Origin of the sequence: Rhizobium zaerense (assembly GCF_051810725.1) — a bacterium.
Taxonomy (GTDB): domain Bacteria; phylum Pseudomonadota; class Alphaproteobacteria; order Rhizobiales; family Rhizobiaceae; genus Rhizobium; species Rhizobium leguminosarum_I.
This window is the reverse complement of sequence record NZ_CM132690.1, coordinates 130,603-149,557: the sequence shown is the minus strand read 5'-3', so window position 1 is coordinate 149,557 and position 18,955 is coordinate 130,603. Positions and strand designations below refer to the sequence as shown.

Here is an 18,955-nt window from a genome sequence, read left to right as displayed (position 1 = left end):
TTGGGAGAATGCCCTGAAAAAGGCGGCGCGATAAGCCGGCGCGTTGAAGGATCATCAACCGGCAGCGGATAATCGCGCCGCGCCGTCTCAGGTGCGGGTGATCGAACCGCCGCCGTCGACCAGCGAGGCCGTCCCGGTGACGAAGCTCGCATCGTCGGAGGCGAGATAGAGAACCGAGCGGGCAAGTTCTTCGGGTGTCGCGACACGCTTCAGCGCATGCAGATTGGTGACGAAGGCCTGCTTCTCAGGCGTGTCGTTCATGTCCCGATACATGTCGGTATCAACAGCACCCGGCAGGATGGCATTGACGCGCACGCCCTGCTGGCCGAATTCGGCGGCAAGCGCCTGCGTCAGGCCGATCAGGCCGGATTTGCTGGCGGCATAGGCGGCAACGCCCGGAAAAGCGAAGCTGTAGCCGACGAAGGTCGAGGTGAAGATCACCGAGCCGCCGCCATTCTCCACCATTGTGCCGATCTGGTGCTTGGCGGCGAGGAAGGAGGCCGTCAGATTGATCGCCAGCGCCTCGCTGAAGCCTGCTTCCGAAACGGCGGTGCTCGGACCGGCCTCGCCAAGCGTGCCGGCATTGTTGAAGGCGATGTCGAGCTTGCCGTAATTCGTCACGGCGGCAGCGACCAGCGCCTTGTGATAGTCTTCCGAGCGCACGTCGCCGGCAATGGCGATGGCGTCGCCGCCCTCTGCCTTGATCTCCGCGACAAGGCTGTCGAGTTCGCGCTCGCGGCGGGCGCCGACGACGATCTTGGCGCCTTCGGCGGCGAAGAGCTTTGCCGTGGCGCGGCCGATGCCGGAGCTTGCGCCGGTGACGATTGCGACCCTGTTGTTCAAGCGGTTCATGGTTCCATCTCCTGCGTTTAAGGTGAGGCGGCCCCTGCCGTCCCTTTCGATGAAGGGAAGATGGCATTTTCCTTTCGTTCGGATTAGTCTCCAGATCGGGGAACTCGAATTCGGAAAAGCCGAACGATGATCAGGATCGAAGGTATTGCGGCTTTCGTCGCCGTGGTTGAGGCGGGCTCGGTCAGCGAGGCGGCGCGGCGCCTGCGGCTGTCCAAATCCGTCATCAGCGAAAGGCTGACCGAACTGGAGAAGTCGCTGGGCGGCATGCTGCTGCACCGAACGACCCGCAAGCTCACCTTGACGGAGGATGGCGCGGTCTTCCTGGAGCGCGCCGCGCGCATCGTGCGCGAGATCGAGGAGGCCGCCGCAGATATGGCCGAGCGGCGCGGAACGCTGTCCGGCCCGATCCGCATCGCCGCCCCCGTCACCTTCGGCCGCATGCATCTCGGCCCGGCGCTCTATCCTTTTCTTGCCGAACATCCCGAGATCGAACTGACCCTCGATATCGATGACCGGCGGGTCGATGCCGCCTCGGACGGTTATGATGCCATCATCCGCAACGGCGCGATCGCCGACAGCCGGCTGGTCGCCTGGAAACTCACACGCAGCCGCCGTCTTCTCTGCGCCTCGCCGGATTATCTCGCCCGCCAGGGAATTCCGTCGTCGCTTGATGATCTCAACAGCCATCGCGGCATCTTCTACACCAATCGCGGCGTTGCCGACTGGCGCTTCCAGACACCAGAGGGCGCAATCGTCGTGCGCGCGAAACCGGCGCTCGGCATCAACAATGGCGACATGCTCCGCGACGCCGCGATTGCCGGGCTCGGCATCGCGCTGCTGCCGGCCTTCATCGCCGGCCCGGCCATCCGCGAGGGCCGGCTTGCCGAAATCGATGTCGGCCACAAGCCTGAGGCCGAATTCATCTACATGGCCCATCCCGAAGGCCGAAATCCCTCCGCCAAGCTCCGCGCCATCGCCGATCATCTGAAGAAGAGTTTTGGTGATCCGCCCTATTGGGATCCGGTGGGTTAGAGCATGTCGCGCAAAAGTGTGCAGCGGTTTTGCGGAAACGACATGCGCAAAAACAAAGACCTAAAGCGCGAAGAGCGAATCTGAAAGATCGCGACGCGCTTTAGCTAGCTCAGCAAGCTGATCAGGTTCTCGGTGACCGGCGAGCGATGTGTTTTCAGCATTGCCAGCGCCAGGCGCGCCACGGCCGGCGGCCCCTCGATCGGCCGGTAGGCCGCACCTTCGAGCTTCATCTGTGAAATGAAGGCCGGCACGATCGAGACGCCGAGATCGGCGGCACCAGAAGGAAATCTGCGGCGCCTCCTGCGCCACGGTCAGCTCGAACCCCGCCCCGCGGCAAGCGAGCACGACATCGTCTTCCGTTCCAGGTCGCGGATCTGCTGGCTGAGCGGCGGCTGCCCGATGCCGAGTTTGCCGGCGGCACGGGTGAAGTTGCCTTCTTCCGCCACCAGGAAATATCGCAAGTGCCGCAGCTCGATCGTCATCTCCAAAACCTATCGAAATCGCCAGTTTCATATATTGGACAAATGGCGTGGCGTTGACTAGATCGAAGGTCGGAAGGATGAAGAGATGCCGACGTCAGCGCATGCAATGAAGACCGCCGAGACAGCTGCGATCCCAGGGCAAAAACACTATCTGACCCGCGGAACGGGCGCCTATCGCCGCGCCAGCCTGGCGCTCTTCCTCTCCGGCTTCTCCACCTTTTCGCTGCTCTATTGCGTCCAGCCGCTGCTGCCGATTTTCTCGCAGCAATTCGCCGTCAGCCCGGCCGAAAGCTCGCTGTCGCTGTCGCTCTCCACCGGTTTCCTGGCGGTTGCCATCGTCTGCGCCGCCGCCGTCTCGGAAGGCCTTGGCCGCCGCAGCCTGATGTCGATATCGCTGGTTGGGGCGGCATTGCTGACCATTGCCACCGCCTTTGCCCCGAACTGGCACTTGCTCCTCGTCATCCGCGCTCTCCAAGGCCTCGTTCTCGGCGGCGTGCCGGCCGTCGCCATGGCCTATCTCGCCGAGGAAATCGATCCGCGCGGTCTTGGCGCCACCATGGGCCTTAATGTCGGCGGCACGGCCTTCGGCGGCATGTCCGGCCGCGTGCTGACCGGTATCTTCGCCGAATATCTCACCTGGCGTCCGGCGCTTTTTCTCATCGGCGCCATTGGCCTTGCCGCCGCGATCGGCTTCATCGCCCTCTTGCCGCCGTCACGCAATTTCGTCCGCAGGCCGGGCTTCGATCCGCGCTTTCATGCAAAAGCCTGGCTTGGCCATCTCACCAATCCGGCGCTGCCCTTCATCTTCGCCATAGCTTTCCTGGCGATGGGCTCCTTCGTGACGATCTATAACTATGCCGGTTTCCGCCTGGTGGCGCCGCCCTACGGCCTCAACCAGACCGAACTCGGCCTGATCTTCACTGTCTATCTCTTCGGCATCGGCGCCTCTTCGATCGGCGGTCTGCTCGGAGACCGGATCGGGCATTTTTCCGTGCTTCTCTTCGGTCTGGCGCTCACTGCCGCCGGCAGCGCGTTGACGCTCTTTGCCTCGCTCCCGGTCATCATCCTCGGTATAATAGTGCTCACGACCGGCTTCTTCATGAGCCATTCCATCGCCAGTGGCCTTGTCGGCAAGTTGGCGCATGGCACCAAAGGCCACGCCTCGTCGCTCTATATGCTCGCCTATTATGTCGGCTCCAGCCTCATGGGTTCGGCGGGCGGGTGGTTCTTCGCGATTGAAGGCTGGGCCGCCGTCGTTATCTTCACCCTTGCCATGCTGGCGCTGGCCTTTATCTCCGCCTGTGTCGCCCAGCGCCTTGCGAGGAGAAAAGCATGATCCGCATAGACCGCCTCGACCATCTCGTGCTGACCGTCGCCGATATCGCGATCACCTGCGATTTCTATTCCCGCATCCTCGGCATGTCGGTCGAAACCTTCGCGGAAGGCCGCAAGGCACTGAAATTCGGCGGGCAGAAGATCAACCTGCATCAGGCCGGCCGCGAATTCGATCCCAAGGCGAGACATCCCACAGCCGGCTCCGGCGACCTCTGCTTCATCGCCGAGACGCCGCTTGCCGATGTCATCGCTGATCTACAGGCCGCGGACGTTGCAATCGAAGAGGGCCCGGTCGAACGCACCGGTGCGACTGGGCGTTTGCGCTCGGTCTATTTCAGGGACCCCGACGGCAACCTCCTCGAAGTCTCCAATCTGATCGCTTGACGTCCGCCTCCCGCACATCAACCAAGCCGGATATAGGGCACGTCCTTCTTTGCCACCTCATCAAGCGCCTCCTCGTAACCGGCATCGGCGTAACGCATGACGCCGAGCGCGGTATCGTTGGTCAGCGCATGGTCGAGCCGTTCGTCGGCGGGGTCCGTGCCGTCGGCGACGACGGTGACACCGCAGCTCGTCATGTAGCCGGCGTAACCGCCGCCGCCGGAATGGACGACGACCAGATCGGCCATCGACGAGCAGAGCATCATCGCATCGATCAGCGGCCAGTCGGCGATCGCATCGGAGCCGTCCTTCATTCGCTCGGTCATGATATTCGGATGCGCCATGGCGCCGGCGTCGAGATGGTCACGGGAGAAGGCAACCGGGCCTTTGAGTTCGCCGCTTGCAACCAGCGCATTGACACGCCTTGCGAGTGCCGTGCGTTCGCCATGGCCGAGCCAGGCGATCCGTGCCGGTAGCCCCTCGAAGGGCACGTGCTCGCGCGCCAGCCGGATCCAGTTGGTGATGATCTTGTTGTCAGGGAACATCTCGAGCAGCAAATCGTCGATCCGGGCGATATCGCTCTCCTCGCCCGATAGCGCCATCCAGCGGAATGGGCCGATCGCCCGGGCGAACAGCGGCCTCAGATAGGCTTCGGTGAAAATTGGAATATCGAAGGCATTCGCAACGCCGCCCTCCTTGGCCTGCGTGCGGATCAGATTGCCGTTGTCGAAGACTTCCGAGCCGCGCTTCTGGAATTCCAGCATCGCCGTCACATGCTCGACGATCGAGGCGCGGCTTGCCGCCATCAACTGGCCCTGGCCATCGTCGCGCAGGCCCTTGACCTGATCGAGGTTCATGCCCTTCGGCACGTAACCGTAGACGAGGTCATGCGCCGAGGTCTGGTCGGTGACGATATCAGGCACGATGCCGCGCCGGGCGATTTCCGGATAGACCTCCGCCGCATTGCCGACGAGGCCGACGGACAGCGCCCGCCTGTCCTTCACCGCCGCATCGATCATCTGAAGGGCGGTATCGAGATCGGGTGCGATTTCCTGGAGATAGCCGATCTGCTGGCGCTTGCGGGCGCGTTCCGGGTCTATGTCCACGCAGAGGATCGCAGCGCCTGCCATACGGCCGGCGAGCGGCTGCGCCCCGCCCATGCCGCCGAGGCCGGCCGTCAGCACGAACCGCCCGAGGAGATCGCCGCCGAAGCGCCGCTCGGCGATGCGCATGAAGATCTCGTAGGTGCCCTGGATGACGCCTTGGCTGCCGATATATTGCCAGGCGCCGGCGGTCAGCCCGCCCCAGCAGATCAGCCCCTTGCGCTGCAGCTCGTAGAACACTTCGGCCTTTGCCCATTGCCCGACAATATTGCAGTTCGCCATGATAACAAGCGGCGCCTTGGCATGGGTGCGCACCAGCCCGATCGGCTTGCCGGACTGGATGAGCAGCGTCTGGTCCTCGTCCATCTCGGTCAGCGTCTTGACGATGCCCTTGTGCGCCGCCCAGTTGCGGGCCGCCTTGCCGAGCGCGGCATAGACGATCAGATTGTCGGGGTCCTCGCCGACGGACAGCACATTTTCGAGCAGCCGCAACAGCGCTTCCTGCCGCCAGCCCTTGGCGCGCAGCTCCGGTCCGCCGGGAATCGGAAATTTCGGATGACGTGGATTGGCCTTCGGCATCGTGGGTTCCTCGTTTTGCTACTTGCTCGGCAGCGATTCCACATAGGCGAGCGCCGCATCGAGCAGACGCCGTCTCAGGGCATCGTCGCCGTAAACTTCGGCACCGCCTCGCACCCAGCCATGCATCACCCGTTCGCCCGACAGCATCTGGATCACGCCTGGCAGTGCCAGCGCCCAGCCGTCATTGCCCTTGCCGAGACGGATCAGCATGCCGTCATGGCGCGCGCAGCAGAGAAGATTGCCGTTCAGCATGAAGGCCCAGCCGCCGAACATGGATTTTTCGGCAAGACCCGGCCGATCGCCGAGTTCCTCACGCATCAGTTCTTCAAGGCCTGGATCACGCGCCACGGCTCAGGCCCTCGTTGCCAGTGCATAACGTGCGATCTCGATCCCCATCGCCTTTTCGACGACAGGATAGACGGTTGGATCGAGCACGCTTGCCGATAGCGGAATGATCTCCATCGGCACATGCAGGATGAAGACATGCATGCCCTCCTTGAGTTGGCCGACGCTGAGCGGCTCGCCCTCCGGTGAAAGCGTGGTGATCACCGCGGGGAAGGTCGCAAGCCTTTTGCCATCCGCATCGTCCACCGCCATATATTCGTTCATCACATGCAGCGTCACCGATTTTTCGCCCGCGCCGACGGTGATCGTACCGATGTCGAAGGCTTCCTTGGTGTAGACGACGTCCTTGCGGGTAATGACGCCCTCGGCAAGGATATGTCCGCCCGTCGTCTTGCAGATCGCGTCGATGACGGCAGATCCGCCGCGCTTCTCCGCCGCGATGATCGCCTCGCCGAGTGCAAGCGCCATCGAGATGCCGCCGAGCGCCGCATGGCTGCGGACATAGGAGGCCCGGAGCGGATTGCGGCAGCTGGCGATGAAGCCGCCGGATTGGTCGGCGGCGGCGCGCAGCACCGGCGAGATCTTTGCCGTCGCCCCTTTCACCACCAGCTCGATGTAACGGTTCTCAGCGCGATTGCCGCCGACAGCGGTCTGGATCATCGGCTCGGGCGAACCGGCCATGCCGATCGACCCCATGTCGCCTGTCGGATGCGCGCGGATGTCGCCGACCGCGTCGACCACCTTGGTGCCGAGGATTGCCGACGGCAACCAGCCGTTCAGCGTCGAGGATTTGCCGTTCTGGCCGATGATCAGCCCGGAAAGCTTTTCGCCGAGCGCCTCCTGCAGCAATTGCACCGCCTTCACATAGTCGATGCCCTGCATTTCCCAGGGCGTCGTGGAGGCCGGTGCGCCGATCGCGGCTGCGGTCGCAATCCAGTCCTCGTCCTGCAATTCGTCGATCGAGACAAGCTCCGGCTTGCCGACATTGACGGCGGCAAGCCCAAGCATCCGCCCGTGATCGGCCCAGCCGCCGCCGCCGGCGGCATAGACGGAGCCGCCCTTGACGGCAGCTTCCACGTCCTTCTCAACGAGTATGCGTCCCATTCGCCTTCTCCTGATTCAAGCCCCTGTCAATCAAGCCCCTGTCAATCAAGCCCCTGTCAATCAAGCCCTTGTCCATCTCGCGCACCGCCTCGAAAAGCACGGCGGCGCCGAGTGCGATATCGTCATTGTCTGCCCACTCGTCGGCCGAATGGCTGCGGCCGTCCCGGCAGGGCACGAAGATCATCGCCGCCGGCGCCACCTTGGCGATCCAGGCCGTATCATGCCCTGCGCCGGAGGCCATGCGCCGATGTTTCGCGCCGACCCGTTCGCAGGCAGCCTCCAAGATCGACAGCAGCCCGGCATCGCCAGGTGTCGGCTGATTGTCGGAAACCCGGTTCGGCGTTTTGATCGTCACGCCATAGGCCCCCGCCAGCTTTTCGACATGGCCGTCGAGCCAGCGGCAGAATGCCTGCATGTCGGCGCGGCTTTCGGCACGGCCATCGATCAGCAGCACCACCTTCGAAGGCACGACATTGGCGGCGTTCGGCTCGATCCTGAATTCGCCAACCGTCGCTGCGAAATGCCCCGGCGTTTTGGCAAGCTCGGCGGCGGCATTGCGGATGTCGAGCACCAGCTGTGACGCCGCCACCAGTGCGTCCGCCCGGCGGTCCATCGGCGTCGTGCCGGCGTGGTCGGCCCGCCCTTCGACGGTGATCTCGATGCGGGTGATGCCCGATATCGCAGTGACGATCCCAACATCCTCCTTTTCGGCTTCGAGCACCGGGCCTTGTTCGATATGAAGCTCGAGAAAGCCCGCTATATCGGGTCTGTTCTGCTGCATCAGCACGTCGGGTCGGCCACCGACCTCGGCGATGCCCTCGGCCAGGTCGCGCCCGTCGCTGACACGCGAAAGCCAGGCCTCCGGCAGTTGGCCGGTCATGCCGCGGCTGCCGATGCAGGACACGCCGAAGATGCTGACCTCCTCAGCAAGGAAGTCGACGATTTCGAGATCGTGATCGAGCTCGATATTCTGATCGCGAAGCGCGCGCGCCACCTCCAGCGCCGCAATTACCCCGGCAATGCCGTCAAAGCGGCCGCCGTCCGGCACCGTGTCGGAATGCGAGCCGGCCATGATCGTGCCGAGCCACGGCTTCCGGCCTGTCCGCCGGCCGACCAGATTGCCGGCGGCATCGATCCGCGTTTCCAGTCCCGCCGCCTTCATCCGCGCTTCGATATAGGCCCTGCCGTCGAGGAAGAGCGGCGAGAAGGCCCGCCGCGTCCAGGGATGCCCCGGCTCGGTGATCCCGGCCAGCGCCTCGATATCTTCAGCGATCCGGCCCGCATTGACGGGTAGATTGCGGCTCATGCTTCAGCTCCCGCAATGACTTGGCGCGGCAGCGGCCGCACGAACCTGCCGGTGCCGGGCTTGGCCAGCACCTTGGCACCCTCGGCGATCTTTTCGCCGCTGAGGTAGGTGGCCGAGACGGTCCAGGGCAGGCGGATGCCGTTATAGGGGCTCCAGCCGACGACATTGTTGCCGCTCGCGGCGGCGTCATAGACGCTGTCGCGCGGCTCGAGCACGACAATATCGGCATCCTTGCCCGGGGTCAGCGCGCCCTTGATATGGTCGAGCCGGAAATGCTTCGCCGGGTTTTCCGCCATCAGCCTGGCTGCCCATGTCAACGGAATGCCGCGTTCGGTGGCACCTTTGACGAAAAGCGACACCATCACCTCGAGACCGGGAACGCCGGAGGCATTGGCTAGCATGTCGGGATTGGTCTTGCGGTTTTCCGACCAGCTGACGTGATCGGTCGAAACCAGCCAGACATCGCCCTCGGCCACCTTCCGCCAGAGCGTCTCCACCTCGGCGCGCGACCGCACGGGCGGATTGATCTTCGCCTTGCCGCCAAGGCGCTTCACGTCGTTTTCCTCGTCGAGCGTCAGATAGTGGATGCAGCATTCCACCGTCGCCGCAAAGCCGTCGCGGCGATAGGCGCGCGCAATATCGTAGCCGCGCCCGAGCGAGCAATGCACCACATGTGCCGGGCAGCCGGTATGAGCGCCCGTCTCGAAGATCGTATGCATCGCCAGCAGCTCGGTGATCGGCGGCCGCGACAGGCCATGCGCCCGCCAGTCGGTGATGCCGCTCACCTTCACCTGCTCCATGTAAGTGCGCACCGCCTCGTCGTCTTCATTATGCACGCCCGCCGTCAGTCCCGTTGGCGCGATTGCCGCAAAGCAGGCGTCGAGCAGGGCCGGCGGAATGCGCGGAAAGCGCTTGGGATCGGTGCCGAAGGTCGAGAATTTGAAGGCGGCAACGCCTGCCTCCACCATTTCGCGGATGCGTGCGGGGCCTTCTTCCGGATCGACGGTGCCGTAAAGCGCGAAATCGACGCGCGCTTGCGGGCTGGCGTGGTCGATCTTCCGCTTCACCGCCGCTGCCGAGCAGACGAGATTGCCCTCGTCATAAGGCATGTCGACAATCGTCGTCACACCGCCGGCCGCTGCCGATCGTGTCGACCACAGGAAATCCTCCTGATCTTTTTGGGAAAGCGAATGCACCTGCGCGTCGATCGCACCGGGCAGGATCAGCGCTTTTCCGAGCAGATGCCGTTCGCGGCCCGCAGGCGGCACGCCGAGGCCGACTTCAGCGATTTTGCCGTCGCGCACGGCGACATAACCCTCGTCGAGAATGCGGTCCGGCAGCACCACCGTGCCCTGCAAAACGAGATCGAAATCCATGCCGCTTCCTCCCTAAACTGGATCAGACTGCCGGCTGGAGCATGATGTCGAGAAGTGTGAGCGGTTTTCGGACGGCATCATGCTCTAACTCTTTAATTTAGCTGGTCAGCCGCTCCTCGACACGCTCCTGCGACGCAAGGGCGAAGAAATCGTCGAAGGACGCGATCGGAACCTGATCGGTCAGCTTCGAAACGAAGTCGTCCGAACCAAGTTCCTCCTCAATTGCCTCGACCTCAGCCGAAAGCGGCCGGTCGACCGTATAGAAATCCGCATGTTTGCGCACGACCTCATAGAGCATGGCGGCGACGCCCTTCGGCTCATCGCCGAGAATGTCGATTGCCTGGGCAGACAGCAGCGCCTCGAGGGCTGCAAGGCGCTTCAGCGCCCGCATCTGCCGGTCGAAACGCTCGATAACGAGCGGCAAAAAGGCAGCTTCGTCCTCCAGCCCGGCCGCAACGACCAGCGACTGGGCCGACACGGGATTGGACATCGACAGCACACGCGAGAAGATCTCGCCGGCAAGTTTGATGATCGGCCCGAAACCGGTGGCAATCCGCCCCGGCGGCACGAGATTGACCGGCAGGTCGCGCCGCTGGCCGTTGCCGAGAATGACGCAACGGTTGAAGGCGTTGCGCGCTGCATGCGCCATGCAGAGTGCTGCCGATTCGAGCAGGATCGTCACATCGAGCGGAAGCGAACCGCCCGACGTCATCACACGGCCTTCGACCACGACGGGATTGTCGTCCGAGCGCCCGGTGGCGGCAAGGATCTTGTGGCCGGTCGATAAAAGGTTCTCGATCACCGCGCCGAACACCTGCGCGATCATGCGCAGGCTGAGCGGATCCTGCACATGCGTTGCGACGGGCCAGTTCCATTCGTCGGAGGCATTGCAAAGCCAGGCGCCGATCAACGCCTCGCGCGCCGTTCCGACATGCCTGACCGCCTTCCAGGGATCGCGGGAAGCACCGAGCGCGCCGGCCGCCATCATCGCTGTCGCCAGCAGGACGCGGATCGAGGCAGCAGCATTGCGCGTCGTTTCCGCCGCCGAGGCAAAGCTCACCGCATTGATGCTGAGCGAGGCGAGGCTGTCGCGCGGCGCCATCCGCATCGGTTCCAGCCCGGCCGCCCGGAAAGCCTCGGCCGCCTGCATCCGGTTGCCGCGATACATCGCTTCGCCGACGCCGGTCAGCACAGCGCCGATCTGTCCCATCAGACCGATATCCGCACAGCCGATCGAGCCGGTACGGCGCACGACCGGGATGAGATCGGCCTCGAGCATCCTGATATAGGCCTGGATCAATTCCGGCGTGCAGCCGACCTGGCCGGTCAGCGCCGTGTTGATACGGATCGCCATGGCATTGCGCACGATATTGCAGGAAAAGGGAGTGCCGGTGCCGAAATGGTGGGCCCGCACCAGGCCGAGATTGAAGGTGTCGAGTTCGTCGGCCGACCACTCCACGTCCTTCATGGCTCCGACGCCTGTCGTCGAGCCGTAAACGGGCATGCCGGAGGCAATCGCATCCTCGACGACCTCGCGGGCGATCGCGATGCGGGCCATGCCTGTCGCCGAAGCCGAAACCGCAGCCTTGCCCGCCCCGATCGTCACCATCTCGGCAAAACCGAGCGGTCGTCCGGAAAGTTCGATGCCAGGGCGTTCGTGCTTCATGTGCTGTGTCTCCCTAGAACAAGATGATTTTAGGCCGATCGGCCTAAAATCTGAATCCTGTTCTCAATTAAAGAGTCAGAGCATGACGTCGCCCGAAAACCGCTCATACTTTTCGGCATCATGCTTTGACTGCGAGACTAAGCGAGCCCGCCGTCACATGGGATATCCCAAATCCCGAACACAGCATGTTTTTGGCAGGCGGTCAGCTCAGCATCCAGGCAATATAGAGAAGCGTCAATGCGATAACCCACAAAGCAATCTTGGCCGAGCGGTTGTGCCGCGCCTCGGCCTTGCCGATCGCTTCCGCCGTCTCAGCGTCGAAACGTAAGCCGTGCTCGCTCATATGCAGCAGCTGATGATGGAATTTTTCGGTCTTCGCTGCAATTTCCGGCACGGCTTCGGCGAGCTTGACCGCCGCCTTCAGCCCGTCCTTGAGATCGGTGGCGATCCGTTTCGGTCCGAGATTGGTACGGATCCAGTCACCGACGACAGGCTCGGAGGCCTTCCACATGTTGAAGCGCGGATTGAGCATGCGCGATACGCCCTCGACCACGACCATGGTCTTCTGCAACATCACCAGTTCCGGACGCGTCGCCATGTCGAAGAGCTCGGTCACCTCGAACAGCAGCGTCAGCAGCTTGCCCATCGAGATCGTCTCGGCCGGCTGTCCATGGATCGGCTCGCCGATCGCCCGGATCGCCTGGCCGAAGCTTTCGACATTGTGGTGGCCGGGCACATAGCCGGCCTCGAAATGCACCTCGGCGACGCGGATATAGTCGCGGGTGATGAAGCCATAGAGGATTTCGGCGAGGAACCGCCGTTCCTTCTTGCCCAGCCGCCCGACGATGCCCATGTCGACAGCGACGATCATGCCGCCCGCATCGACGAAGAGATTGCCCGGATGCATGTCGGCATGAAAGAAGCCGTCGCGCAGCGTATGACGCAGGAACGACTGGATCAGCGTATCGGCAAGCAGGTTGAGATCGTGGCCCGCCGCGCGCAGACCCTCGACATCGGACATCCTCGTGCCGTCGATCCACTCCATGGTGATGACGTCGCGCCCGGTACGCTCCCAGTCGACCTTCGGCACACGGAAGCCGGGATCCTTTTCGGTATTCTCGGCGATCTCGGAAAGGGCTGCCGCCTCCAGGCGAAGATCCATCTCCACCTTCGTCGTCTGCTCCAGCGTCTTCGTCACCTCGACCGGCCGCAGCCGCCGGCTGGACGCCAGGAAACGCTCCTGCATATGAGCAACGAGATACATTGCCTCGATGTCATGGGCAAAACGCTGGCGCACGCCGGGCCGCACGATCTTGACGGCGACCTTCTTCCGGCCCTCGGCGCTGTCGACCTCGGCCGGATGCACCTGCGCGATCGAGGCGGCGGCGATCGGATCGCCGAAGCTTGCATAGAGTTCGCCGATCGGCCGCCCGAGCGAGCCTTCGATATTGGCCTTGGCGGCTGCCGAGGGAAAGAAGGCCATGCGGTCCTGGAGCTGCGACAGGTCGTTGGCGAATTCGACGCCGACGACATCCGGCCGCGTCGCCAGGAACTGCCCGATCTTTACATAGGAAGGGCCGAGCCGCTCGACCGCCTTCGCCAACCGGTCGCTGCGCTTCTGATGCCGCGCCTTGCTTCGCTCGAAAATCGTGACGAAGGATTTGGCAAGCGCCACCGGCGGCGGCAATCCTTCGGAAGGAAGGGCTGACACGACACCCTCACGCACGAGCACCCAGCCGACGCGCCAAAGGCGGAAATATGCGCCGAAAGTACTCATGTTCTGTTTGATTCTCGCGCGACGCTATTCGAAAACCGCTCTACACTTTTCGGCGTCATGCGTCAGAGCTTCCAGCCGGAATGGAGTGCGGCGATGCCGCCGGTATAATTGGTGAAGGTGACGCGCGAAAAGCCGGCCTGGCGGATCATTGCCGCGAAATTCTCCTGGTTCGGAAACTTGCGGATCGATTCCACCAGATATCGGTAGGGTTCGGCATCGCCGGTGATCGCCTTGCCGAATTGCGGAATGGCATTGAACGACCAGGCATCGTAGATCTTGTCGAGAAGCGGCATATCGACTTCGGAAAACTCCAGCACCAGCAGCCGCCCGCCGCGCTTCAACACGCGATACGCCTCCGACAGCGCCGCATCGATCCTCGGCACGTTGCGGATGCCGAAGGCGATCGTATAGGCGTCGAAGCTGCCTGTATCGAAAGGCAGTTCCTCGGCATTCGCCTCGACGAAGGTGAGATTGCTGGAGAGCTTCTTCTTTTCTGCCCGCTCGGCACCGACGCCGAGCATCGAGCCGTTGATGTCGAGCACGGTGGCATGCGCCTGTCTGCCCGAAGCCTCGACGATGCGGAAGGCTATGTCGCCGGTGCCGCCGGCAACGTCGAGCACCTTGTAGCCAGGCTCCTTGCGCGGGTTCAGCACCGAAATTATCGCGTCCTTCCAGGCGCGGTGCATGCCCATCGACATGACGTCGTTCATGATGTCGTAGCGCTTGGCGACCTTGTGGAATACCTTGTTGACCAGGCCCTGCTTCTGGCCATCAGGCACCTCGCGGAAGCCGTAGGAGGTCTCCATGCCGCCATCGGCGGAAGTGCGGCTTTCTGACATCAGACTGCTCCGTTCCTGAAGATTCGGGCGCCGCGGCCATAGCGAAAGACCGCGCGCGACGTTATCTATGGGCCGCGTTCTCCACGGCACACTGGCGCTATAGCGCACATCGTCGCCGGTTGAAACACGTTAGAGATAGATGGGTTAAGATGCCGGAATTGCCAGAAGTCGAAACGGTGAAACGCGGCCTGACGCCGGCGATGGAGGCCACCCGCATCACCAGGCTGGAGCTGCGCCGCGGCGATCTGCGCTTCCCCTTTCCCGACGCTTTCGCAGATAGAGTTTCCGGCCGCACCATCGTTGGCCTTGGCCGCCGCGCCAAATATCTGCTGGTCGATCTCGACGACGGCAACACGCTGATTTCGCATCTCGGCATGTCCGGTTCTTTTCGCATTGAGGAGGGCCGCATTGAGGAGGGAGCCGCCTCCGGCGTGCCGGGCGAATTCCACCATGCCCGCTCGAAGGACGAGAAGCACGATCACGTCGTCTTCCATCTGCAAGCCGCAAGCGGTCCGCGTCGTGTCATCTACAACGATCCGCGGCGTTTCGGCTTCATGGATATGGTGGGACGTGCCGATCTCGCAGCCCATCCCTTCTTCCGCGATCTCGGCCCGGAGCCGACAGGAAACGAGCTCAGCGCCGCCTATCTGGCCGAACGCTTCCGGGACAAGGCGCAGCCGCTGAAGAGCGCGTTGCTTGATCAAAAGAACATTGCCGGTCTCGGCAATATATATGTCTGCGAGGCGCTGTGGCGCGCGCATCTTTCGCCGATCCGCGCCGCCGGCACGCTGGTGACGGCAGGGGGCCGGCCGAAGGCGCAGCTCGACCTGCTCGTCGCCTCGATCCGCGACGTCATCGCCGATGCGATCGCCGCCGGCGGATCGTCGCTGCGTGATCACATCCAGACCGACGGATCGCTCGGCTATTTCCAGCATTCCTTCTCCGTCTATGATCGCGAAAGTCAGGCTTGCCGCACGCCCGGCTGCGGCGCTACGGTCGCCCGCATCGTCCAGGCGGGTCGCTCCACTTTCTATTGCGCCACCTGCCAGAAGTAAGCCTGCCAGAAGAAGAGTGAGAAACCGGGAGAAGAGCATGGCCTATGAGACCCTGATCGTCGAAACCCGAGGCAATGTCGGCCTCGTCACGCTGAACCGACCCCAGGCGCTGAACGCGTTGAATTCCACCGTCCTGAAAGAGCTGAAAGAGGCCTATGCCGCCTTCCACGCCGACCAGACGGTCGGGGCGATCGTGCTGACCGGCTCCGAGCGCGCCTTTGCCGCCGGCGCCGATATCAAGGAGATGCAGCCGCTTGAGTTCGCCGATATCTATAAGAGTGATTTCATCAGCGGCTGGGATGAGGTCGCCAAGGCGCGCAAGCCGGTGATCGCTGCGGTCAGCGGTTTTGCGCTCGGCGGCGGCTGTGAGCTCGCCATGATGTGCGATTTCATCATCGCCTCGGAGACGGCGAAATTCGGCCAGCCGGAAATTACCCTGGGCGTCATTCCCGGCATGGGCGGTTCGCAGCGGCTGACGCGCGCCGTCGGCAAGGCGAAGGCGATGGATCTTATCCTGACCGGCCGGATGATGGATGCGGCGGAAGCCGAACGATCGGGACTCGTTTCGCGTGTGGTGGCCCCCGAGCGTCTGCTCGACGAGGCTTTTGCCGCGGCCGAAAAGATCGCTTCGCTTTCGCGTCCCTCGGTGATGATGGCCAAGGAGGCGGTCAACCGCGCATTCGAGACGACGCTGGAGGAGGGCTTGCGTTTCGAGCGCCGCCTGTTTCACAGTCTCTTTGCCACGGACGACCAGAAAGAAGGTATGGCGGCCTTCGTCGAGAAGCGCAAACCGGCTTTTACGCACCGTTGAATGCTTTTCGGCGGTTGCCAGCGGTAAAGCTTGAAAATCCGCGTTGACGTGGGCCGGCTTTAGAGTTATATGCCCGCCCACGGTTCGGAAAGCCGGTTTGGTTTTCCGCGATTGCTCCCGCATTGCTGGATTTTGTGGCCGCAGGGCCCGCGGTAATGGCGGAGTTTGTTCGAATTCTTGAGAGAGGCATCCATGGCCAATACAACTTCGGCGAAAAAAGCGACCCGCAAGATCGCCCGCCGTACCGACGTCAATAAGGCTCGTCGCTCGCGCGTTCGTACTTTCGTTCGCCAGGTCGAAGAGGCCATCGCATCCGGTGATGCCGCCAAGGCGAAGGAAGCTTTCCTGGCTGCTCAGCCCGAGCTTGCCCGCGCCGCCAGCAAGGGTGTGCTGCATGCCAACACGGCATCGCGCAAGGTCTCGCGCCTGGCCGCTCGTGTGAAGGCTCTTTCGGTCACCACGACCGCGTAATCTTCCATTAACAACTTCTTCTTTATGATTAGCCCGGTAATTTTACCGGGCTTTTTCGATTCCGCCGATCGGCCCCTGCATGGTTAATCTCACGACTGTTTCGTGTCAGCGCCATGACAGGAAATAGTATTTAAAAACAATGGCTTGCGCAAGGATGCTTTCACGCCGCGCGACTCTGCCCCAAGCTTCCGGGACCACAGGGGAGTCAAGAGGATTTTATTTTTTTTCTTTCAATGCGTGTCAAAATAGCCCGAACGGGGGAATCTCTTTGATTCAACTGCGATTCTTTTTTGACGCTGGTGTGACGCCCGAAAAGGGCAGGCGGAGTCAATGCCCGCCTGTTAATTTTGCGTAAAATTCATCGTTGATATTGCCGTTTGATCCTGCCTAAATGGCTTCCAACAAAGGGCGCGGACATCACCTGCAGAGGCTCGGTTTTAACTGCCACGTCGGCAGGGCGATGAGTTTGTGCCTTTTGTTACGGAGCCTTGCGCTTCCGTTTTTTCAAGCACTCGACGGATTTGAGCCGTAACGTGGCTGTTACGGAGCGGGGATGTTTTGTGCCTTCATTGGCCACACGTTTAAGGCGAGGCCAGCGGAGAAGGTTAAAGTTATATTGCGTTCGGGCTGGTCGGCCGAAAACGAGGTTCGACCGCCAGCCTGGCACGGAAAGCCGATGAAGGTTGCCGCATGAGCGCGCCACCTGCAACGGAGTTCTGCGCCGGTCCCTTATGGGGCAGTGTTTGAGTGAACCGGCAGGCGAGCGGCTCATGAGGATCCGTCAGCCCGCCAAAGCGGGGATGATCGGGCGGCCGTATTAGCGGATGCCGCCCGGTGGAATTGAAAGGCGGCATTATGCAGATGAATACGATGACGACGAGCGGGCCCGACAATGGGGATGCGGCACCGCAGGCGTTCGGCTCCATTCGCCTGGAAGCGGCGGAAGTAAAGGCGGATACGAAGCAGAACGTATTGTTTGAGCGCGTCAGTGCGCGCTTGAAGGCTCAGGTCGGTCAGGATGTCTACGCCAGTTGGTTCGCCAGACTGAAGCTGCATTCGGTATCGAAGAGCGTCGTTCGCCTTTCGGTCCCCACGACCTTCCTGAAGTCGTGGATCAACAATCGTTATCTCGACCTCATCACCGGTCTGTTCCAGGCCGAAGATCCGGAAATTCTGAAAATCGAAGTCCTGGTGCGTACGGCGACGCGCCACGGCACGAAGGCGCTCGATGAGGCGGTCGCGCCGGAACCCGCCGCCCCGACGCAAATGCGCCGCCCGGCAAGCGCTCAGCCGGCCGGTCAGGCCGTCCAGCAGGCGGTTTCGGCCGTTGCCGCCGCAAGGCCTGCAAGCTTCGGCTCGCCGCTCTTCGGTTCGCCGCTCGATAGCCGCTTTACCTTCGACACCTTCGTCGAAGGCAGCTCGAACCGCGTCGCGCTTGCGGCTGCGAAGACGATCGCAGAAGCTGGCCAGGGCGCCGTGCGCTTCAACCCGCTCTTCATCCATTCGGCCGTCGGCCTCGGCAAGACCCACCTGCTGCAGGCGGTCGCCAATGCGGCGGTGCAGAACCCCAGGGCTCTGCGCGTCGTCTATCTGACGGCTGAATATTTCATGTGGCGCTTCGCCACCGCGATCCGCGACAATGATGCGCTGACGCTGAAGGATTCGCTGCGCAACATCGATCTCTTGATCATCGACGACATGCAGTTCCTGCAGGGCAAGATGATCCAGCATGAATTCTGCCATCTCCTGAACATGCTGCTCGACAGCGCCAAACAGGTCGTCGTTGCCGCCGACCGCGCGCCCTGGGAGCTGGAGTCGCTCGACCCCCGCGTCCGCTCGCGCCTGCAGGGCGGTGTCGCGATCGAATTCGACGCGCCGGATTACGAGATGCGTCTCGAAATCCTCAAGCGTCGCCTTGCTGTCGCCCGGCTCGAAGATCCGTCGCTCGAAATTCCAGCCGAACTGCTCCAGCATGTCGCCCGCAACGTCACGGCCAGCGGCCGCGAACTCGAAGGCGCCTTCAACCAGCTGGTCTTCCGCCGCTCCTTCGAGCCGAACCTGTCGATCGAACGCGTCGACGAACTGCTCGCCCATCTGGTCGGCTCCGGCGAGCCCCGCCGTGTACGCATAGAGGATATCCAGCGCATCGTCGCAAGGCACTACAATGTCTCGCGCCAGGAACTGGTCTCGAACCGTCGCACCCGCGTCATCGTCAAGCCGCGCCAGATCGCCATGTATCTGTCGAAGACGCTGACGCCGCGCTCCTTCCCGGAGATCGGCCGCCGTTTCGGCGGGCGCGATCATACGACCGTGCTGCACGCCGTGCGCAAGATCGAAGAGCTGATTTCTGGAGACACCAAGCTTTCGCACGAAGTCGAGCTTCTGAAGCGGCTGATCAACGAATAATCGGCGGGTTTTCCAAAAAATCGACGGCCGGAAGC

Annotated in this window: 16 protein-coding genes and 2 pseudogenes; 7 read left to right on the top strand and 11 right to left on the bottom strand. The window is 62.7% G+C overall.

Annotated features, from left to right (window positions below; translation table 11 throughout):
• Positions 1-87 precede the first annotated feature (87 nt).
• Positions 88-852, bottom strand: a complete 765-nt coding sequence (locus tag ACS4RR_RS00760) for an SDR family oxidoreductase (RefSeq protein ID WP_260109917.1) — start codon at positions 850-852, stop codon at positions 88-90.
• 126 nt (positions 853-978) lie between these two features.
• On the opposite strand from ACS4RR_RS00760, the gene ACS4RR_RS00755 reads away from it, so the two are divergent.
• Positions 979-1,884 (top strand): LysR family transcriptional regulator, encoded by a 906-nt coding sequence (locus tag ACS4RR_RS00755; RefSeq protein WP_260109918.1) that lies wholly within the window; start codon positions 979-981, stop codon positions 1,882-1,884.
• A gap of 104 nt (positions 1,885-1,988) precedes the next feature.
• On the opposite strand, the pseudogene ACS4RR_RS00750 reads toward ACS4RR_RS00755, so the two are convergent.
• Together ACS4RR_RS00750 and ACS4RR_RS00745 are read right to left on the bottom strand one after the other, a co-directional pair.
• Positions 1,989-2,238: pseudogene (locus tag ACS4RR_RS00750) on the bottom strand (type 2 periplasmic-binding domain-containing protein); the annotation flags it as partial.
• A pseudogene (locus ACS4RR_RS00745) lies at positions 2,238-2,360 on the bottom strand (LysR family transcriptional regulator); the annotation flags it as partial. The pseudogenes ACS4RR_RS00745 and ACS4RR_RS00750, both read right to left, overlap by 1 nt.
• Positions 2,361-2,451: 91 nt before the next feature.
• Between ACS4RR_RS00745 and ACS4RR_RS00740 the strand changes: the two are divergent.
• Both ACS4RR_RS00740 and ACS4RR_RS00735 read left to right on the top strand, forming a co-directional pair.
• Positions 2,452-3,702 carry an MFS transporter gene (locus ACS4RR_RS00740; protein WP_260109919.1) on the top strand — a complete coding sequence of 417 codons (1,251 nt, stop codon included), beginning with the start codon at positions 2,452-2,454 and terminating at the stop codon, positions 3,700-3,702.
• Positions 3,699-4,085, top strand: a complete 387-nt coding sequence (locus tag ACS4RR_RS00735) for a VOC family protein (RefSeq protein WP_222387237.1) — start codon at positions 3,699-3,701, stop codon at positions 4,083-4,085. The genes ACS4RR_RS00740 and ACS4RR_RS00735 overlap by 4 nt, the downstream gene beginning before the upstream one ends.
• 17 nt (positions 4,086-4,102) lie before the next feature.
• Here ACS4RR_RS00735 and ertB read toward each other — a convergent pair whose 3' ends face one another.
• The 8 genes from ertB to ubiE all read right to left on the bottom strand — a co-directional run bounded on the left by ertB (position 4,103) and on the right by ubiE (position 14,177).
• On the bottom strand, positions 4,103-5,764 hold the full coding sequence (gene ertB / locus ACS4RR_RS00730) for a thiourocanate hydratase (protein ID WP_222387238.1): 1,662 nt from the start codon (positions 5,762-5,764) through the stop codon (positions 4,103-4,105).
• A gap of 18 nt (positions 5,765-5,782) precedes the next feature.
• The gene (locus ACS4RR_RS00725) at positions 5,783-6,112 is read right to left on the bottom strand and encodes a TfoX/Sxy family protein (RefSeq protein ID WP_020052607.1); all 330 of its coding nucleotides are present in this window, start codon (positions 6,110-6,112) and stop codon (positions 5,783-5,785) included.
• A gap of 3 nt (positions 6,113-6,115) precedes the next feature.
• Positions 6,116-7,213 (bottom strand): thiohydantoin desulfurase, encoded by a 1,098-nt coding sequence (gene ertC, locus ACS4RR_RS00720; protein ID WP_222387239.1) that lies wholly within the window; start codon positions 7,211-7,213, stop codon positions 6,116-6,118.
• The gene (locus ACS4RR_RS00715) at positions 7,194-8,519 is read right to left on the bottom strand and encodes a Zn-dependent hydrolase (RefSeq protein ID WP_260109921.1); all 1,326 of its coding nucleotides are present in this window, start codon (positions 8,517-8,519) and stop codon (positions 7,194-7,196) included. The genes ertC and ACS4RR_RS00715 overlap by 20 nt, the downstream gene beginning before the upstream one ends.
• Positions 8,516-9,895, bottom strand: coding sequence for a hydantoin-5-propionate amidohydrolase (ertD, locus tag ACS4RR_RS00710; protein WP_456189568.1), 1,380 nt, complete (start codon positions 9,893-9,895; stop codon positions 8,516-8,518). Before ertD ends, ACS4RR_RS00715 begins: the two co-directional genes overlap by 4 nt.
• Before the next feature lie 97 nt (positions 9,896-9,992).
• Positions 9,993-11,561: an aromatic amino acid lyase gene (locus ACS4RR_RS00705; RefSeq protein WP_222387242.1), complete on the bottom strand. Its 1,569-nt coding sequence runs from the start codon at positions 11,559-11,561 to the stop codon at positions 9,993-9,995.
• Between the two features lie 202 nt (positions 11,562-11,763).
• Complete coding sequence (gene ubiB, locus ACS4RR_RS00700; RefSeq protein ID WP_222292447.1) at positions 11,764-13,338, bottom strand: 2-polyprenylphenol 6-hydroxylase; 1,575 nt, start codon at positions 13,336-13,338, stop codon at positions 11,764-11,766.
• Positions 13,339-13,400: 62 nt separating this feature from the next.
• Positions 13,401-14,177: a bifunctional demethylmenaquinone methyltransferase/2-methoxy-6-polyprenyl-1,4-benzoquinol methylase UbiE gene (gene ubiE, locus ACS4RR_RS00695; protein ID WP_456189567.1), complete on the bottom strand. Its 777-nt coding sequence runs from the start codon at positions 14,175-14,177 to the stop codon at positions 13,401-13,403.
• Between the two features lie 149 nt (positions 14,178-14,326).
• Between ubiE and mutM the strand changes: the two genes are divergently transcribed.
• From mutM to dnaA, 4 genes are all read left to right on the top strand, one after another.
• Complete coding sequence (gene mutM, locus ACS4RR_RS00690) at positions 14,327-15,232, top strand: bifunctional DNA-formamidopyrimidine glycosylase/DNA-(apurinic or apyrimidinic site) lyase (protein WP_260109922.1); 906 nt, start codon at positions 14,327-14,329, stop codon at positions 15,230-15,232.
• Positions 15,233-15,269: 37 nt separating this feature from the next.
• Positions 15,270-16,043 (top strand): enoyl-CoA hydratase, encoded by a 774-nt coding sequence (locus tag ACS4RR_RS00685; protein WP_222387244.1) that lies wholly within the window; start codon positions 15,270-15,272, stop codon positions 16,041-16,043.
• Positions 16,044-16,235: 192 nt separating this feature from the next.
• A complete protein-coding gene (gene rpsT, locus ACS4RR_RS00680; protein WP_003556028.1) occupies positions 16,236-16,514 on the top strand; it encodes a 30S ribosomal protein S20 in 279 nt (92 codons plus the stop codon).
• 855 nt (positions 16,515-17,369) lie between these two features.
• The gene (gene dnaA / locus ACS4RR_RS00675) at positions 17,370-18,920 is read left to right on the top strand and encodes a chromosomal replication initiator protein DnaA (RefSeq protein WP_222387245.1); all 1,551 of its coding nucleotides are present in this window, start codon (positions 17,370-17,372) and stop codon (positions 18,918-18,920) included.
• The last annotated feature ends 35 nt before the right edge of the window (positions 18,921-18,955 follow it).